The sequence below is a fragment of the Flavobacterium aquatile LMG 4008 = ATCC 11947 genome (genome assembly GCF_000757385.1).
Taxonomy (GTDB): domain Bacteria; phylum Bacteroidota; class Bacteroidia; order Flavobacteriales; family Flavobacteriaceae; genus Flavobacterium; species Flavobacterium aquatile.
This window is the reverse complement of the sequence record NZ_JRHH01000003.1, coordinates 775,143-792,937: the sequence shown is the minus strand read 5'-3', so window position 1 is coordinate 792,937 and position 17,795 is coordinate 775,143. Positions and strand designations below refer to the sequence as shown.

The 17,795-nt window shown below is 31.8% G+C and carries 10 protein-coding genes; 7 read left to right on the top strand and 3 right to left on the bottom strand.

All coding sequences use genetic code 11. The features are described from left to right. The first annotated feature begins 140 nt into the window (after positions 1 to 140). Positions 141 to 1,736, top strand: a complete 1,596-nt coding sequence (locus LG45_RS09600; RefSeq protein WP_035126544.1) for a hypothetical protein — start codon at positions 141 to 143, stop codon at positions 1,734 to 1,736. A 5-nt stretch (positions 1,737 to 1,741) separates the two neighbouring features. On the opposite strand, the gene LG45_RS09595 is transcribed toward LG45_RS09600, so the two are convergent. Then, the gene (locus tag LG45_RS09595; RefSeq protein ID WP_035126542.1) at positions 1,742 to 4,402 is read right to left on the bottom strand and encodes a DUF7619 domain-containing protein; all 2,661 of its coding nucleotides are present in this window, start codon (positions 4,400 to 4,402) and stop codon (positions 1,742 to 1,744) included. A 200-nt stretch (positions 4,403 to 4,602) separates the two neighbouring features. On the opposite strand from LG45_RS09595, the gene purL reads away from it, so the two are divergent. The 3 genes from purL to LG45_RS09580 all read left to right on the top strand — a co-directional run bounded on the left by purL (position 4,603) and on the right by LG45_RS09580 (position 10,242). After that, positions 4,603 to 8,259 (top strand): phosphoribosylformylglycinamidine synthase, encoded by a 3,657-nt coding sequence (gene purL / locus LG45_RS09590; RefSeq protein WP_035126540.1) that lies wholly within the window; start codon positions 4,603 to 4,605, stop codon positions 8,257 to 8,259. A gap of 152 nt (positions 8,260 to 8,411) precedes the next feature. Further along, positions 8,412 to 9,257 carry a hypothetical protein gene (locus LG45_RS09585; RefSeq protein ID WP_035126538.1) on the top strand — a complete coding sequence of 282 codons (846 nt, stop codon included), beginning with the start codon at positions 8,412 to 8,414 and terminating at the stop codon, positions 9,255 to 9,257. A 79-nt stretch (positions 9,258 to 9,336) separates the two neighbouring features. After that, the gene (locus tag LG45_RS09580; RefSeq protein WP_035126536.1) at positions 9,337 to 10,242 is read left to right on the top strand and encodes a PD-(D/E)XK nuclease domain-containing protein; all 906 of its coding nucleotides are present in this window, start codon (positions 9,337 to 9,339) and stop codon (positions 10,240 to 10,242) included. Between the two features lie 47 nt (positions 10,243 to 10,289). On the opposite strand, the gene LG45_RS09575 is transcribed toward LG45_RS09580, so the two are convergent. After that, a complete protein-coding gene (locus LG45_RS09575; RefSeq protein WP_089046910.1) occupies positions 10,290 to 10,505 on the bottom strand; it encodes a hypothetical protein in 216 nt (71 codons plus the stop codon). Between the two features lie 630 nt (positions 10,506 to 11,135). Here LG45_RS09575 and LG45_RS09570 point away from each other — a divergent pair. Further along, positions 11,136 to 11,483, top strand: a complete 348-nt coding sequence (locus LG45_RS09570; RefSeq protein WP_035126532.1) for a helix-turn-helix domain-containing protein — start codon at positions 11,136 to 11,138, stop codon at positions 11,481 to 11,483. Positions 11,484 to 11,580: 97 nt separating this feature from the next. Next, positions 11,581 to 13,863, top strand: coding sequence for a GH92 family glycosyl hydrolase (locus tag LG45_RS09565; RefSeq protein ID WP_035126530.1), 2,283 nt, complete (start codon positions 11,581 to 11,583; stop codon positions 13,861 to 13,863). A 100-nt stretch (positions 13,864 to 13,963) separates the two neighbouring features. Here LG45_RS09565 and LG45_RS09560 read toward each other — a convergent pair whose 3' ends face one another. Continuing rightward, entirely contained in the window at positions 13,964 to 15,883 is a 1,920-nt protein-coding gene (locus tag LG45_RS09560; RefSeq protein WP_035126528.1) for an LTA synthase family protein, read from the bottom strand. A 116-nt stretch (positions 15,884 to 15,999) separates the two neighbouring features. Here LG45_RS09560 and LG45_RS09555 point away from each other — a divergent pair, with 116 nt between their 5' ends. Next, on the top strand, positions 16,000 to 17,778 hold the full coding sequence (locus LG45_RS09555) for an AMP-dependent synthetase/ligase (RefSeq protein ID WP_035126526.1): 1,779 nt from the start codon (positions 16,000 to 16,002) through the stop codon (positions 17,776 to 17,778). Positions 17,779 to 17,795: the final 17 nt, after the last annotated feature.

The following is a 17,795-nucleotide window of genomic DNA, read 5'->3' as shown; positions in this document are numbered from 1 at the left end:
AAAATTAGTTATTTTTAGGAGAAATGTCAGATAGTTTAACAAATACAAACTAAATCGATACTTATTGCGTTTGTAATTTTAATCAAACCTTTTTTGAAATTTCAAATAAATACATACATTTACCAAAATTAGTTTTATACATGAGAAATTCTCTATTCTTATTCCTTTTCGGACTTATAATCTCGCTTAGTTCTTGTCGAAATGACTTTGAATTCCAACCAAGTAAAGGCGGATTGACTTTTTCTAAAGATACTGTTTACTTAGATACCGTTTTTACAAATATTGGCTCAAGTACCTATCGATTAAAGGTTTACAATAAAAGTGATAACGATATTTCTATACCAAAAATTCAATTAGCAAAAGGTACAAGTTCGAAATACAGAATGATGATCGACGGATTAACTGGTGAAGATAGTGACGCAAGCGGAATTGGCGAAGGTAAAATCTTTAATGATGTAGAACTTCTTGCCAAAGACAGTATGTTTATTTTTATTGAAGTTACGGCCGATGTTGCAAGTGCCAATCCAACCGATTTTTTATATACCGATAAAATAGAATTTCACAATATAAGCGGCGCACCTCAAACGGTGGAATTGGTGACTTTAATTCAGGATGCCTATTTTATCTATCCTCAACGAAGTGAAGTTGATGGCGAATTTTTGTATGAAACAATAAACTTAGGTTTCGATGATAATGCCGAAAATGTAATCGCAATTGGTAGTAATTTAGATGAAAACGATCCAATAAATGGAAATGAATATGAATGGAACAATTCTAAACCTTATGTAATTTATGGCTACGCTTTTGTACCTGATGGAAAAACTTTAACCGTAGAACAAGGAGCTAGAGTTCATTTTCATGCAAATTCCGGATTGATTATTAGTAAAAATGCTACTCTAAAAATTGAAGGAAATTTATCTACAACAGACGCATTAGAAAACGAAGTCATTTTTGAAGGCGACCGATTAGAACCAGATTTCTCAAATGTCCCTGGACAATGGGGTGCCATTATCAATCATTCGACTTCAACGCAAAACAGCATTAATCACTTGACTATAAAAAATGCTACTGTTGGCATTTTATCACAAAATTTAGCATTGTTTACAGACACAAGTATACCTTATCTAAATATTAAAAACTCTCAAATTTATGATTGTTCAAATGTTGGAATCTTGGCAAGAAAATCAACTATTGAAGGAAGTAATCTTGTAATAAACAATGCCGGTCAAGCTACGTTAGCATGCACCTATGGAGGAACGTACAATTTTACACATTGCACTTTCAACAATACCTGGCCAAGTTCGCAACAAGCGGCGGTTTTACTAAATGACTATGTAGAAACTGAAACAGAAATTTATGCAAACAGTCCAGTAAATGATTTTAGCTTTACAAATTGTATCATTTATGGTTCCAATCAAAATGAATTATTAATTGATAGAAAAGGAACAAACGCGTTTAATTATGAATTCGCAAATTGTTTAATAAAATCAAATAATACAAATAATAATACGTTCTATCCGCCAACAAACACCACAAATTATTCAAACTGTTCTATAGCAAACAATTCAACTGTTTTCAACCCAAAATTTGAAGATGAATCTTTAAACCAATTATGGTTATCCGAAGATTTGAATTTGCCACATGATGCAACAGCAACAGCATTATTCCCAACTGATATTACAGGAATTGACAGAACAACTTCAACAGATTTGGGTGCTTATCAGTTTATTCCTTAAAAAAACTATTCTTTTAAAAATTGACTATTTGATTCACCTAAATTTGAAACTATTTTTACGAAATACATTCCTGTCTTCAATGTTGAAACATTTATAGATTCTTTTGGATTAGTTGTAACTAAAACTAATTGACCTAAAGAATTATAAATATTAATTGAAGAAATATCAATATTATTTTTTATTTTAAAATTTAAAATACTATCTGTTGGATTTGGATATAATACTACAAAGTCATTAAAATTAAAATCCGTTATTGTTAAATTTTGAATTGTTGTTGAAGTCATATTAGTTTCAATTGGAAAATTATAATCAAAATAAATATTAGCTTTATTTGTTAAAATATCTCCAATATACAAACCTGATATGGTTTTAATTTTGAATACAATATATCCATCATTATTAGCATCATCAAAAGGCAGCTGAATATTTTCGAAAACGAATTCTACGCTTCCATTAGAGGCAATTCGAGTGACGAATGAATGACTTGAACTTACGGGTATCAAAGTACTTAAATCAAATTTGGTTAAATCAATCATGTCTTTCACTACAATATTTTCAGCAGGAAAGGTTCCGGTATTCTCAAAACGAATAATATAATGAATATATTGACCAATCATTTCTGTTCCAACTGTATTTCCTTCAATACAGGTTTTATCATTAGGATCGAATGAACCAACAACAATTTGTTTCAAGCTGGAATTATTATCTTGCAAAAATTCATCACCTAAAAATGGATATATGTCTGCAGCAAAATTTAATTGATCATCAATAGTAACAGCTGTTATTTCCATGGGTGAATTAATATTAATTGTAATTAAAATTTCTCTTGATTCAAATGGAGATAAATTTGTATAATTATAAGTCAATTGGTTTGTAGATTGCAATGAGTAATTTGGTATTGAAGAAAGTATATCCATTTTGTCATCTTCAAAATTAAATACAACTGAACCTGACAAAGTAGAATTTCCTTTATTTTTATAGATTATCTTATACGTTGCATCAAATCCCGGTCTAGCTGGAATTAATGGAATAATTACTACTTCCAAATCATTATGAACTCCATTTGGTGTAATGCAAAAATTTTGATTATTTGGACTAATTGTTTCAGGAAATGTAAGCTGTAAACTTGATGGAGATATATTAAAATAAGTAGGGTTTTCAAGAATTGGAGTAATAGTATGTGTACCTTGACCTACAAAAATTGAATAATCACCAGAAGTATTAGCAATTATATTTCCTGAAGAAAATCCATCAGTGATATTAAAATTTAAATTTGGAAATATTGCATCATTACTATCACAACCATTTAAGTTTGAATCAAACTTTTGACTTCCTTGGATAGTGTAATAATTTCCACCTGGAGTAAAAGAACAATAACTACCTACTAAACAATTAGTCATATTTGAATATTGATAACTAGTAAGAACTAAAATTTGTAAATTTGTAACTTTATCTTCATCAACACACAGATATTCTAAAGTTGGATTACCATAAAAATTACAACCTGTTGAATTTCCATTTTTTATATTGAGGAACTCGAGTTGGTTTTCTTGGCAATCAAGAAATTGCAAATTTGGTAGCATACTACAATCAAGAGATTGCAATTGGTTAGATGAACATGAAAGATTAACTAATTGTTGAAATGGAGAGAGATCCAATTGTTCGAGAACGTTACCATAACAGAATAGACCACTCAAATTTATCATATTTTCTATGTTTAAATTGAAAAGTTGATTAACCGAACAATTAAGGTTCTCTAGTCCATTTAAATTTCCAAATTCAAGTGATATCAATTGATTAAAACTACAATCAAGAATAATAAGGCTTGTTAAACTCGATAAATTTAATGTCTGAAATAGATTATTACTACAATTCAAATAAAACAAATTTGGTAAATCAATTAAGGTTAATGAAGAAAGTTGGCAACCATTGCATTCCAATTTCTTTAATGTCTGCATTCCTGTGACATTGATACTTGTTAAATTAACATTGAAACTTACATTTAGTTCTTCAAGTGCTGTTAGATTAGTAAAGTCAAAAGAAGTTAATTGATTGATACCACAATAAAAAAATTTTAGATTAGATAAACCATTAGTATTAATTGAAGTTAAAATATTATTACTACAATGCACCTCAATTAAATTAGTCAGTGAGCTCAAATCAAGTGTAGTGAGATTATTCGTATTACAATTAATTTTTTTAATTGAACTTAAACCATTTAGATTTAGAGAAGTTAAGCTACATTGATATGCATTCAACTCTTCTAACTCACTTAGTCCACTAATATTTAATGAGGTTAGCGCTAGATTATCATTGCAATTTAGAATTTTAAGTTCTAACAAATTACTGACATTAATTGTTGAAATTCCATTATACGAACAATTCAAAGAAGTTAGATTTGTGAAATACTCTATACCTACAATACTTTGAATATATCCACCATTATACACATCTATTTTTCTAATTAAAAGAGCTTCACTTACTTGTATTTCCCCATCATTATTAATATCAATCACAACACTAATACCAGCAGCATTTTCTGCAACATGATTCCAACTATTTGCTGATAATAGTTTAGATTTAAATGCTTCATCGGGAAAATTAATCACCTGAGCGTTCAAACCCAATCCCACAAGCATTACAATAAATAAGTAAATTTGTTTCATCTAATAAAAATTTGAAATTCAAAAGTATAAAAATTTTCTTTGCAAGAATTTTTATATTCTTTAAATTGTCAAAAACTCGTTAAAAACTATTTGCATCTTATTTGGCATAACGTACAATTTGCCTTAAATTTGCACCACAACTAAAATTGAACCTTAATCAGATGAGAATCTGAAACAAGTTCAGATTAAACAACAACACAATGATTCATTTTTTCGGAAACGAAAGTACAACTGTTTTTGCCGTTCAAGCGCAAAACGAACTTTCTACAGAAACTATCTCAAAACTAAATTGGTTATTCGCTAACGCACACAAAATAGATAAATCCGTTCTTGCGGATTTTTTTGTTGGACCTCGTGCCGCAATGGTAACACCTTGGAGCACTAATGCTGTAGAAATTACTCAAAATATGGGTATCGAAGGCATCATCAGAATTGAAGAATTTGAAAAAGTTTCAGAAGATTTCTCTGATTTTGATCCAATGCTTTTTCAAAAGTATTCCAATTTAAATCAGGATATTTTCACCATCAACATTCAACCTGAAGCAGTTCTTGAAATTGAAGACATCGCTGCTTACAACAAGCAAGAAGGTTTAGCTTTAAGTCAGGACGAAGTGGATTACCTAGATAATTTAGCAAAAAAATTAAACCGAAAACTAACTGATTCAGAAGTTTTTGGATTCTCTCAAGTCAATTCAGAACACTGCCGTCATAAAATTTTCAACGGAACTTTCGTAATTGATGGCGAAGAAAAACCGTCTTCATTATTCAAATTAATTAAGAAAACTTCTGCCGAACATCCTAACGATATTGTATCGGCATACAAAGATAACGTTGCGTTTGTAAAAGGACCAACTGTAGAACAATTTGCACCAAAAAGCGCCGACAAACCCGATTTTTATTCTAAAAAACAATTTGATTCGGTTATTTCATTAAAAGCAGAAACACACAATTTCCCAACAACAGTAGAACCTTTCAACGGTGCAGCAACTGGCTCTGGTGGTGAAATTAGAGATAGATTGGCTGGCGGACAAGGTTCGCTACCATTAGCTGGAACTGCTGTTTACATGACAGCTTACTCGCGTTTGCAAGAAAATAAATTAGGATTTGAAGAACGCAAATGGTTGTATCAAACTCCAATGGATATTTTAATTAAAGCCTCAAATGGTGCTTCCGATTTTGGAAATAAATTTGGGCAACCTTTAATTACTGGTTCGGTTTTGACATTCGAACATAACGAAGAAAACAGAAAGTTAGGTTACGACAAAGTAATCATGCAAGCTGGTGGAATTGGTTACGGAAAATTATCTCAAGCACAAAAACACGAACCAAAAGTTGGTGATAAAATTGTAATTCTTGGTGGTGAAAATTATAGAATTGGTATGGGTGGCGCAGCAGTTTCCTCTGCAGATACTGGAGCTTTTGGTTCTGGAATCGAATTAAACGCAATCCAACGTTCGAATCCTGAAATGCAAAAACGTGCTGCCAACGCTATTCGTGGCATGGTAGAAAGTGATGAAAATCCGATAGTTTCTATTCACGATCATGGCGCTGGTGGACATTTAAATTGTTTGTCAGAACTAGTGGAAGCAACTGGTGGATTGATTGATTTAGACAAATTGCCTGTTGGAGATCCAACGCTTTCGGCTAAAGAAATAATCGGTAACGAATCGCAAGAACGTATGGGATTGGTTATTGGTCAGAAAGACATTGACACCTTACAACGCATTGCCGATAGAGAACGTTCACCGATGTATCAAGTGGGTGACGTAACTGGTGATCACCGATTTACATTTGAAAGTAAAACTACTGGCGAAAAACCAATGGATTTTGCTCTAGAAGATATGTTTGGAAGTTCGCCAAAAACAATAATGGCCGACAAAACCATCACAAGAAATTACGCCGATTTAGAATATTCTCAAGAAAATATTCCGGCCTATTTAGAAAATGTTCTTCAACTTGAAGCCGTTGCTTGTAAAGACTGGTTAACCAATAAAGTCGATCGTTGCGTTGGCGGAAAAGTAGCTAAACAACAATGTGTTGGACCATTACAATTACCATTAAATAATGTTGGTGTAATGGCTTTAGACTACAACGGAAAAGAAGGAATTGCAACTTCTATTGGTCATGCGCCAATTTCGGCGTTGATTGATCCAAAAGCCGGAAGTAGGAATGCTATTGCCGAAGCGTTATCGAATATTGTTTTTGCTCCTTTAAAAGATAATTTAAAAAGTGTTTCTCTTTCTGCCAACTGGATGTGGGCGTGTAAAAACGAAGGTGAAGACGCACGATTATACGAAGCTGTTGAAGCGTGTTCTACATTTGCAATCGAATTGGGAATCAATATTCCAACAGGAAAAGATTCGCTTTCGATGAAACAAAAATATGCCGATGGCGAAGTTATTGCTCCAGGAACGGTAATTATTTCGGCTGCAGGAAATTGTGATGCGATTTCTAAAGTGGTTGAACCTGTTTTTAGATTCCATGGCGATGGAATGACAAGCGGTTCAATATATTACATCAATTTATCGCAAGATGATTTTAAATTAGGCGGAAGTTCATTTGCTCAAACCTTAAACAAAATTGGATCGGAAACGCCAACGATTAAAGATGCTGATTTCTTCAAACGTGCTTTCAATGCGATCCAAAATTTAATTAAAGACGATCAAATCGTTGCAGGACATGATATTGGAAGTGGTGGATTAATCACAACTTTATTAGAAATGTGTTTTGCCGATGTGAATTTAGGAGCTAAAATTTCGTTTGATTCCTTCACGGAAAAAGATTTAGTGAAGATTTTATTTTCAGAAAATATTGCGGTGGTGCTTCAAGCCAAAGACGATGCCACATTTGAAAAAGCATTACAATCTGATAACGTAAGTTTCTCTAAAATTGGAACTGTTGAAAATTCTGGACAATTATCAATTCACAATTTACAATTCACAATTCACAATTACAGAGACACTTGGTTCAAAACCTCGTTCCTACTCGACCAAAAACAAACAAAAAATAACAAAGCCAAAGAGCGATTTGATAATTACAAAAATCAAGCGTTACACTATACTTTTCCAAGTCATTTTACTGGAAAACTTCCTTCGTTACCTAGTAATGCACGTCCAAAAGCAGCTATTATTCGTGAAAAAGGAAGTAATTCGGAACGAGAAATGGCGAATGCGATGTACTTAGCGGGATTTGATGTAAAAGACGTTCACATGACCGATTTGATTTCAGGAAGAGAAACTCTTGAAGACATTCAGTTTATTGGAGCTGTTGGTGGATTTTCAAATTCGGATGTTTTAGGTTCGGCTAAAGGTTGGGCAGGAGCATTCAAATACAACGAAAAAGCGAATACGGCTTTAAAGAATTTCTTTAAGCGTGAAGACACTTTATCTGTCGGAATTTGTAATGGATGCCAATTGTTTATGGAATTAGAATTGGTAAATCCAGAGCATGAAATTCACGGAAAAATGCAACACAACGATTCACACAAACACGAAAGTATTTTTACATCGGTGAAAGTGCAAGAAAATCATTCGGTGATGTTATCTACATTGGCCGGAACGACATTGGGAGTTTGGGTTTCGCATGGTGAAGGAAAATTCAAATTGCCTTATGACGAAAGTCAGTATAATATTGTAGCAAAATATGGTTACGAAGGTTATCCTGCCAATCCAAACGGTTCAGATTTTAACACGGCAATGATGTGCGACACAACAGGAAGACATTTGGTGATGATGCCACACATTGAGCGTTCTACTTTTCCTTGGAATTGGGCACATTACCCAAAAGACAGCAACGATGAAGTTTCGCCATGGATTGAAGCATTTGTAAATGCGAGGTTGTGGATTGAGAAACAATAAATCGTTTTTACTATATATAAAATCCCTGATTGTGTTATAGCAGTTAGGGATTTTTTATATATTAGCAAATGTTTACAAACATTTATAATTATTTTTAAACGTTTGTTTGTAGCGAGTATACACAAGTTGATAGTAATACAAAAAAAAGATACATGAAGACAATTGTTAAACATGATACAATAACTAAGAGTAAAGACAAATTGAAAAACTCTTTGTCTGAAAGACATATAACAATAGAAACAATTACTTCAAAAGACCAAAATGATTGCCTATTTAATCTTTGTGATTGTAAACTTTTATCAGATATATTATGGCCTTTGACTGTATTAATAGTTTTTTTTGTAATTAGAAAACAACTCAAAAATTTTATAGATAACATAGGTGATAGAATTAAGAAAGGTGACAAAATCAAATTAGGCAGAGACGGTATCGAAATAAGTCAAGAATTAGATAGTAAAGAAGTAAATAAAAAAGCAGAAAAAGCATTCGAGGAATTTGTCGGTAATGAAGAGAATCAAACTAATGTTAAAAAAACAATTCCTAAAGAAGAATATATTCCTAAATATATTGCGATTGAAAGAAAGATATTTGAGGTTTTATTAAAAAATCTATATCCTGATTACCGAATTCTTTCTAATAGAAGATTACAAGGTTACGAATATGATTTAATAATTGAAACTAAAGAACACAGAAAACATGACTTTATAATTGAAGTCAAATATTTTCCTAATAGCTTTAACAAAAACAGTTTGAAAGATATTGGAATTAAACTTGATTTAATGGCTCAAGTTTATAAAAATACGATTGAACGCAAAGTAAAGCCTATATTATTTATCATTTTAAAAACTGAAACAAAAATGGAAAGTGAATCTAATGAAGCTTTCACTTATGTTAATAAGCCCTTTAAAGATAAAAATCATATCAAAGTTGTTGTAATAAATGAGAATGATATTGAAACTTTAAATCGAGCTAATATTATCGATATTCTGGATTACTAATATGAACTAATGCCAACACTCGTTTGGCAAGATTGCGAATTTTGTAGTAAATTCATGTTTAAATTTCGCAAGAAATTTTATGTTTGATAGAAAAAAATCAGTTCCGAAGTTCGCAACCTCGCCAAGCGCTGGAACGTTACCAGCAATTATTGAAACCTCCGTAAATATGACAAGACTTAATAGAATCGAAACTTATTTAAATGATTTTTTGGAAAATAATATTTTCGAATTGGATTTATTTTATCGTACAACTCAAGAGCAACGACAATGGGGAATTTATAAATTAGAAAATGGTGCAGAAATATTAGATTTCTTAAATAGTGTAAATTCAAATATTGAAGAGCATTTAAAATATCCTAGTTTAGTACCGAATAGATTTACTACTCCAGATGAGCTGCTCACTTTCTTAAAAAATTTCAAGGAATACATTGAGAAAAATAGTTATCTCTTAAATGAAAATGAAATTAATGAAAAAACTAGTTATATAATTAGAGATTTTATTGAATTCAAAAACAAAATAATAAAAGCTATCGATTATACATTTGAAATTTATGATTTAGAAGATGAAAATATTCTTTTATATCAGCAATTAAGGTATCATCTAATAAAAGAAAATGTTCATTTATTTGTTGAAGATTTAAAATCTATATTTTCTTCAGTTTCTTATGCAATAGCAAAAGAATCGGAAGGATATTATCATGCAAACGTTTATTTAATATTAAAGCTATTAGGCTTTGAAATAATACCGGAAGACACCACAAATATTGGAAGGATTGACTGCGTAATAAGATTTTCTAACAAAATATACATTCTTGAGTTTAAATTTTCATTAGACTCTGACGATAGTCAGGAAGCACTTGACCAGATAATTGAAAAGGAATATGCATCCAAATATAAGCTCGAAAAAAAACCAATATTTGCTTTAGGAATAAGTTTTAATCAAAATATTAGAAATATCAAAAACTATAAATTTCAAAAATTATAAACCCAGATAGCGCATTCTATGATAAAAAACAAGTATAATTATTAAAATTAGGATGCAAATTTATAAGTATTTATAAATGGAGTTTGTCTATTAACAACAGAGAAAACTCGGCTTATGATTTTGCATCTTATATTGTTTAAAACCAACATGCCATTTTTTCCTTCTTCTTTTTTATTATTATAATATTCCTTGAGTTGTGGGTCATATTTTATTGCTGACAACGCACACATTTGTAACAATGATTTCATTTTTTTATCTGCCATATGATTTACTTTTGTTCTACCTCTGACGCTGGAAACCAGATAGCGCGGATTTGCAATCCGTGCCCACAAAGAAATTAAAGATTAACTTCAAGAGATTTAGAATTTGGATGTTATGTTAAATTGTAAAAAAATATAAATAAATGATTAAACTATGGAGAAAACTTTAAATAAATGGTATTTCAGTTTAATATTAATACCTTTCCTAATAAACATACTTACAACCCGATAGCGCGGATTTGCAATCCGTGCCCACAAAGAAATTAACTTTACAAGTTCTTGGACATTAACAAGAACCGAAAAAATCAAAAGTAAATTTAAACTTCACACTACCCTATTTAAAATTCACACTACACAATTTAGATTTCTACAACCTAATCTTTAATTTATTGAATACTACTTTGGTATTTTTACATAATATATTTAATTTTTAACATACTACTTTTAATTTTTTAAATCCGAAATTGGATTTATAGAAACTACTATTGGATTTATTTAATACTACTATTAGATTTTTGAATCCTAAATTAGATTTCTTAAAACCGCAATTTAATTTTTAACTACATATATTTGTTTTTTAGAAAACTATTTTAGAATTTTACAATACTATCTTTAATTTTTAACAACTTAATTATGTTAACACTAAACTTAACCCCTATTTTTAAAGCAAGAGGAATAGAAAAACCATACACCTTTTTAGTAAAAGCAGGTCTTACACCACATTCTACAAACCACATTTTAGGCAATAAAACAAGAGTATATCGATTAGACCACATAGAACTATTATGCGACGCCTTGAACTGCGAGCCTAATGACCTACTCTCATGGACTCCCGAAAAAGGCAAACAATATCCAGACAATTATCCGTTGAAAAACTTGCAACAAAACGAAAACAACGAGAACATTCTAGAAACCTTAACAAAGCTAACGTACAAGGAACTCCAACAAAAAACAAAAGATTTTAACACCAACGACAAATAAAAATCCCAAAAGCACTTTCTAACCAAAGTGCTTTTTTTATCTACCAATTTAAATCAAAATCTTATATTTACATTTATAAAAGATTATTCAATTCCCCATGAAAAAACTCTCATTGCTCTTACTACTTCTATCCTATTGTACAACATTTGCACAACAAAACCTTGTAAAATATGTAAAACCCATCATCGGTACCGAAAAAATGGGACATACTTATCCTGGTGCGACAGTTCCGTTTGGAGCGGTGCAATTGAGTCCCGAGACCGATACTATTTCGTATGAATTAAACGGAAAATACAATGGTGATGTGTACAAATATTGCGCTGGTTATCGCTATGAAGACAAAACAATTGTAGGTTTTAGTCATACACATTTTAGTGGAACAGGACATTCTGATTTGGGCGACTTTCTAATTATGCCCACGCAAGGCAAACTGCAACTGAATCCCGGAACAGCAACCAATCCTAAAAGTGGTTATCGTTCTTCGTTTTCACATGCTAATGAAACATCCGAAGCTGGATATTACAAAGTAAAACTCGACGACGATAATATTCTAGCCGAAATGACTGCCACAACACGTGTTGGAATGCATCAATATACGTTTCCAAAATCAGACGAAAGTCATATTATTTTGGATTTAATGGCAGGAATTTACAACTATAAAGAGAAAAACACTTGGACGTACGTTCGTGTAGTAAACGACACTTTGATTACTGGTTATCGTCAAACGAATGGTTGGGCACGAACTAAAACCGTTTATTTTGCGATGTCTTTTTCGAAACCATTTATCAGCTACGGACAAAAGAATTACGATGAGAAACAACCGTATCGTGGCTTTTGGAGAAAATTTGACGAAACTAAAAACTTTCCAGAAATAGCAGGAAAAAACATTAGAATGCATTTTGATTTCAAAACGAATGAAGCCGAGAAGATTCAAATTAAATTTGCTTTATCTTCTGTAAGTCAGGCAAATGCTTTAGAAAACATGCAATCGGAAATTAAAGATTGGGATTTTGAAAAAGTAAAAACCAACGCACAAAAACAATGGAATGCTGAGTTAAATAAAATCGCCATCACAGCTTCTGAAGATACCAAAGTCAATTTTTACACGGCAATGTATCACACGTTTATAAACCCGACGGTTTATACTGATGTTGATGGACAATACAAAGGTTTGGATCAAGACGTTCATACAGCCAAAGATTTTACCAATTACAGTACGTTTTCGTTATGGGATACGTACCGAGCGTTGCATCCTTTTTTCAACATCATTCAGCCTTCTCGCAACAATGATATGGTAAAATCGATGATGGCGCATTACAATCAAAGTGCGTTGAAGATGTTGCCTATTTGGTCGCATTATGCCAATGACAATTGGTGTATGAGCGGTTACCACACCGTTTCGGTGCTTGCTGATGCGATTATAAAAGGTGTTTACAACGGAAATGCAAATGAAGCTTTAGATGCTTGCGTTACAACAGCCAAACATCGAAATTATGAAGGCATTGGTTATTACATGGATTTGGGATTTATTCCTGCTGAGAAAAGTGGCACTTCGGTTTCAAATACTTTAGAATATGCCTATGACGATTGGTGTATTGCTCAAATTGCTAAGAAGTTAAACCGACAAGATGTTTATGACGAATTTATAAAACGATCTGCCAATTGGAAAAATAATTTTAACGCAGCAACAGGTTTTATGCAACCAAAATTAGCTGACGGAACGTTCAAAAGCAACTTTGATGTTTTATCCACACACGGTCAAGGATTTATAGAAGGTAATAGTTGGAATTACAGCTTTTTTGTACCACACAATCCAACCGAATTGATTGAGAAAATGGGTGGAAAAGACCAATTTTCAGCACGATTGGATACGTTGTTTTCGATGCATTTACCCGATTCGTTTTTTGCAGAAACCGAAGACATTACTCGTGAAGGAATAATTGGCGGATACGTTCACGGAAACGAACCAGCACATCATGTCGCCTATTTTTATAATTGGACCAATCAACCTTGGAAAACACAATCTCAAGTTAGAAAAATCATGAAAATGCAATACAAACCAACACCTGACGGTTTGGGTGGAAATGACGATTGCGGACAAATGAGTGCGTGGTATATTTTCTCTGCCTTAGGATTTTATCCAGTGGCACCAGGTAGTGATGAATATGCTATTGGTTCGCCATCAGTTAACAATGCAGTTTTAACTTTAGAAAACGGAATTACTTTCACGGTTGATGTAATCAATCAAAACGATAAAAATGTGTATGTTCAAAAAGTAGTTTTAAACGGAAAAGTGTTACCCGATTTATTTATCAAACATAGTGACATCACTGCTGGTTCTAAATTAACATTTTATATGGGTTCGAGGCCAAAAAAGTAATGTGAAACTTTCATTAATGAATTCACATTAGAATTAAGTTTATAAATAATAAAAAGCGCTTCAAAAATTGAAACGCTTTTTAAAAACTTATTGTCCCATTCTATTTAGAATCTAATTTTTTATCAATAATTCGCTCCATATAATCTTGAAGAAACGCTTTGCAACGCAATTCCAAAATATCCATTTCTTTATTTCTATTATTTATAAGATTGTTTTTCAAATCTTTGTCATCTTTATCATAGAAGCCAATGGCTTTCTTTTCGTTAAAAGTACAAATATAATTACCACTCATAAACATATACTCTTTAGAATTGTGTTTTATTGCAAATGGCTTAACATCATTGGGATTTATCAAACTTCTACCCCAACTTCTAAATGGCTTATCGTATCCAATCATATCTAATAACGTTGGATAAATATCAATTTGTTGCGCCCATTCGTTATTTTCCCCAACATACTTTTTGTTTGGAGTAAAAAACAAAATTGGAACAGTATGTTTATTGGCTTCCTTTCTATATTCGTCATAAGCAATTGTATTTCCATGATCGGCTACAAGAACAAAAATAGTGTTGTCATACCATTTCTCTTTTTTGGCAGCGTTAAAAAACTTCTTTAAAGCCATGTCGGTATAACCAATCGTTTGATGAATATTTACCGTTCCTTTATCAAATTTACCTTGATATTTTTCGGGAACAGTATAAGGTTCGTGTGAAGAAACCGAAAATAATGTTGCCATAAATGGCGTCTTTTTCTGTGATAAGGTTTTATTGAAATACTGAAAGAAAGGCTCATCCCAAATTCCCCAAACACCATCAAAATCGGCATCATTATTATATTCGTTTTTACCATAATAATGATCATAGCCAAGAATATTAGAAAAACCCAAGAATCCCATTGATCCATTTGGTGCACCATGAAAAAACGAAGTGTCATAACCTTCACCATTCAAAACCGAAACCAATGATTCTATTTTTTGTTTTGAAAATGCCGATGACGTAAATGCGTCTTTAAACGATGGAATTCCGGCAATAATAGATGACATTCCGTGTATAGATTTCCATCCATTTGCATAAGCATTAGTATAAATCATACTGTGTTGCGCAAGTGAATCTACAAATGGTGAATAACTTTTATAATCAGGAATTTTTGTGTTCTTATTAAACGCACCTATGTACTCGCGACCGTAACTTTCTAATATTAAAATTACGATATTGGGTTTAGTCTTAGGGTTATTTTTATATTGCTTTATCGGAACTAATAACGTGTCAACTACTTTTTTATCGACTAAATTGACTTTTTTAAAGGTATTTGCTGTCCAAGTTCTAATGATTGCAAAAGGTGTATTTAAAACCAAATCGGCTTGCGAATTATGGGTAACATAACGACTTGCATCGAGCAAATTTATTGGTCGCGTACTCTTTTTAAAATCGCCACGAATTCCGCCTACACAAAGCGTTGCTATTATTAAAAAACTGGCTGTTGCTCCCAAGAAATAATTAATACTTGGTTTTACACTTACCTCAGCAATTTTTACTCTTTTGTAAAGGTAAATCCAAACAAACGCACACAAAAAAAACAATAAAAAAACATGCCAATAACCTACAATAAAATTCAATAATAGCGTAGTTTTATCTTCGTTTTGAAAGGTGTCCAATGATGCTCTAGTACTTCTATTAAACGAATATCGGTAATAAATAAAGTCAACAAAATTAAAGGAATACATTAATAAATTCGTTGTAAAATAAAGGTAGAATAGAATCTTTTGAAATACTTTTTTGGTATTGACAACTAAAGGTAAAACCGATAAAACAATGAATAAAATATTGGTGTAAAGTATGGTTGTAGTATCAAATGCAATTCCGTGGTAAGAAAGGCGCGCAAAATCGAAAAAAGAATTAATTTTAATTAAATTTACATTATAAAGATAGAACAAAATTCGAGCAATAAAGTAAAAAATATAAACCAATAAAATCCTATATGCCAGAGCTTTATACTCATTAAATCTTGAAAATCTTTTCATTTATAAAAGGCTAATTATATTGGCAAAGTTACATATTTCACAATAATGATTCATATTTTTTAAATTAATATTGTGAATCATTATATTATTAATTAATTTGCATAAAAATTTCATCAATGGCTTCAATAACACGTCTATTTGATTTTCCTTATCATCAACTAGAAAAATATAATATTCCCGATGCTTTAGTCACAAAACACAATGGTGTTTGGGTAAAAACTTCCACTCAAGAATACGTAGATAAGGCCAATACTATTTCGCGAGCTTTACTGCGTTTAGGCATTCAAAAAAATGATAAAATTGCTATAATTTCGTCAAATAATAGAACCGAATGGCACATAATGGATATTGGAACTTTACAAACTGGTGCTCAAACTGTGCCAATTTATCCAACAATTTCTGAAACCGATTATGAGTACATTCTCAACCATTCTGAAGCTATGTATTGTTTTGTTTCTGATGATGAAGTGCTGAAGAAATTAAATGCAATTAAAAACAATGTTCCTAAATTAAAGGAAGTTTATTCCTTTAATGAAATTGATGGTTGTAAAAACTGGAAAGAATTATTAGAATTAGGAAGCGACACAAGCAACCAAGATGTTGTTGAAGATCGTAAAAACAATGTAAAGCCACTAGAATTAGCCACAATAATTTACACTTCTGGAACTACAGGAAAACCCAAAGGTGTAATGCTTTCTCATAACAATATTGTTTCTAATGTATTGGATTCTGCCAATAGAATTCCGTTTGATGCTGGAAAAAGTAGAGCGTTAAGTTTCTTACCAATTTGCCATATTTATGAGCGAATGGTAACTTACATTTACCAATATTATGGTGTTTCTATTTATTTTGGAGAATCGATTGAGAAAATTTCAGACAATGTAAAAGAAGTCCAACCTAATGTAATGACCGGAGTTCCAAGACTTATTGAAAAAGTGTACGAGAAAATCATAGCCAAAGGATCAGAACTTACTGGAATTAAAAAGAAGTTATTCTTTTGGGCTGTTGAACTCGGACTAAAATATGAACCCGATAATGCCAATGGTTGGTGGTACGGAGTGCAATTAAAATTAGCGAGAAAACTGATTTTTAGCAAATGGAAAGCCGGTTTAGGAGGAAAATTAGATTTGATTGTAAACGGAAGTGCTGCATTGCAACCACGATTAGCACGAATATTTGCAGCAGCAGAAATACCAGTTATGGAAGGTTACGGATTATCTGAAACATCACCTGTGATCTCTGTAAATGATCAACGAAATAAAGGATTTAAAATTGGAACTGCTGGAAGAATTATTGATAATGTAGAAGTTAAAATTGCTTCAGATGGCGAAATTCTTTGCAAAGGACCAAACGTAATGATGGGCTACTACAAAGATGAACAATTAACCAACGAAGTTATCGTTGGTGGTTATTTTCATACAGGCGATATTGGCGAAGTTGATAAAGATGGATTTCTAAAAATTACCGACAGAAAAAAGGAAATGTTCAAAACTTCTGGAGGAAAATACATTGCACCACAATTGCTAGAAAATACTATGAAGCAATCGCGTTTTATTGAACAAATTATGGTTATTGGCGACGGACAAAAAATGCCTGCAGCTTTCATTCAACCGAGTTTTGACTTTATAAAAGAATGGGCAAAAATTCATAACATTAACATTGGAACTACCAACGAAGAAATAATTACAAATCAACAAGTAATTGATCGAATTCAGCAAGAAGTTGATACACTAAATGAAAAATTTGGTAATTGGGAGAAAATTAAGAAGTTTGAATTGACTCCTGACTTATGGACGATTCCAGCTGGACATTTAACGCCAACTATGAAGTTAAAACGAAAAGTAGTAATGGAAAAATACATTAATCTTTTTCATAAAATTTACGATACTGTTTAAAATAAAAGCACCTTTAA

What these genes read in the sequence shown, in the direction of transcription:
- LG45_RS09600 (WP_035126544.1), top strand. Translation starts at nt 141, where the DNA reads ATGAGAAATTCTCTATTCTTATTCCTTTTCGGACTTATAATCTCGCTT.
- LG45_RS09595 (WP_035126542.1), bottom strand. Translation starts at nt 4,402, where the DNA reads ATGAAACAAATTTACTTATTTATTGTAATGCTTGTGGGATTGGGTTTG.
- purL (WP_035126540.1), top strand. Translation starts at nt 4,603, where the DNA reads ATGATTCATTTTTTCGGAAACGAAAGTACAACTGTTTTTGCCGTTCAA.
- LG45_RS09585 (WP_035126538.1), top strand. Translation starts at nt 8,412, where the DNA reads ATGAAGACAATTGTTAAACATGATACAATAACTAAGAGTAAAGACAAA.
- LG45_RS09580 (WP_035126536.1), top strand. Translation starts at nt 9,337, where the DNA reads ATGTTTGATAGAAAAAAATCAGTTCCGAAGTTCGCAACCTCGCCAAGC.
- LG45_RS09575 (WP_089046910.1), bottom strand. Translation starts at nt 10,505, where the DNA reads ATGGCAGATAAAAAAATGAAATCATTGTTACAAATGTGTGCGTTGTCA.
- LG45_RS09570 (WP_035126532.1), top strand. Translation starts at nt 11,136, where the DNA reads ATGTTAACACTAAACTTAACCCCTATTTTTAAAGCAAGAGGAATAGAA.
- LG45_RS09565 (WP_035126530.1), top strand. Translation starts at nt 11,581, where the DNA reads ATGAAAAAACTCTCATTGCTCTTACTACTTCTATCCTATTGTACAACA.
- LG45_RS09560 (WP_035126528.1), bottom strand. Translation starts at nt 15,883, where the DNA reads ATGAAAAGATTTTCAAGATTTAATGAGTATAAAGCTCTGGCATATAGG.
- LG45_RS09555 (WP_035126526.1), top strand. Translation starts at nt 16,000, where the DNA reads ATGGCTTCAATAACACGTCTATTTGATTTTCCTTATCATCAACTAGAA.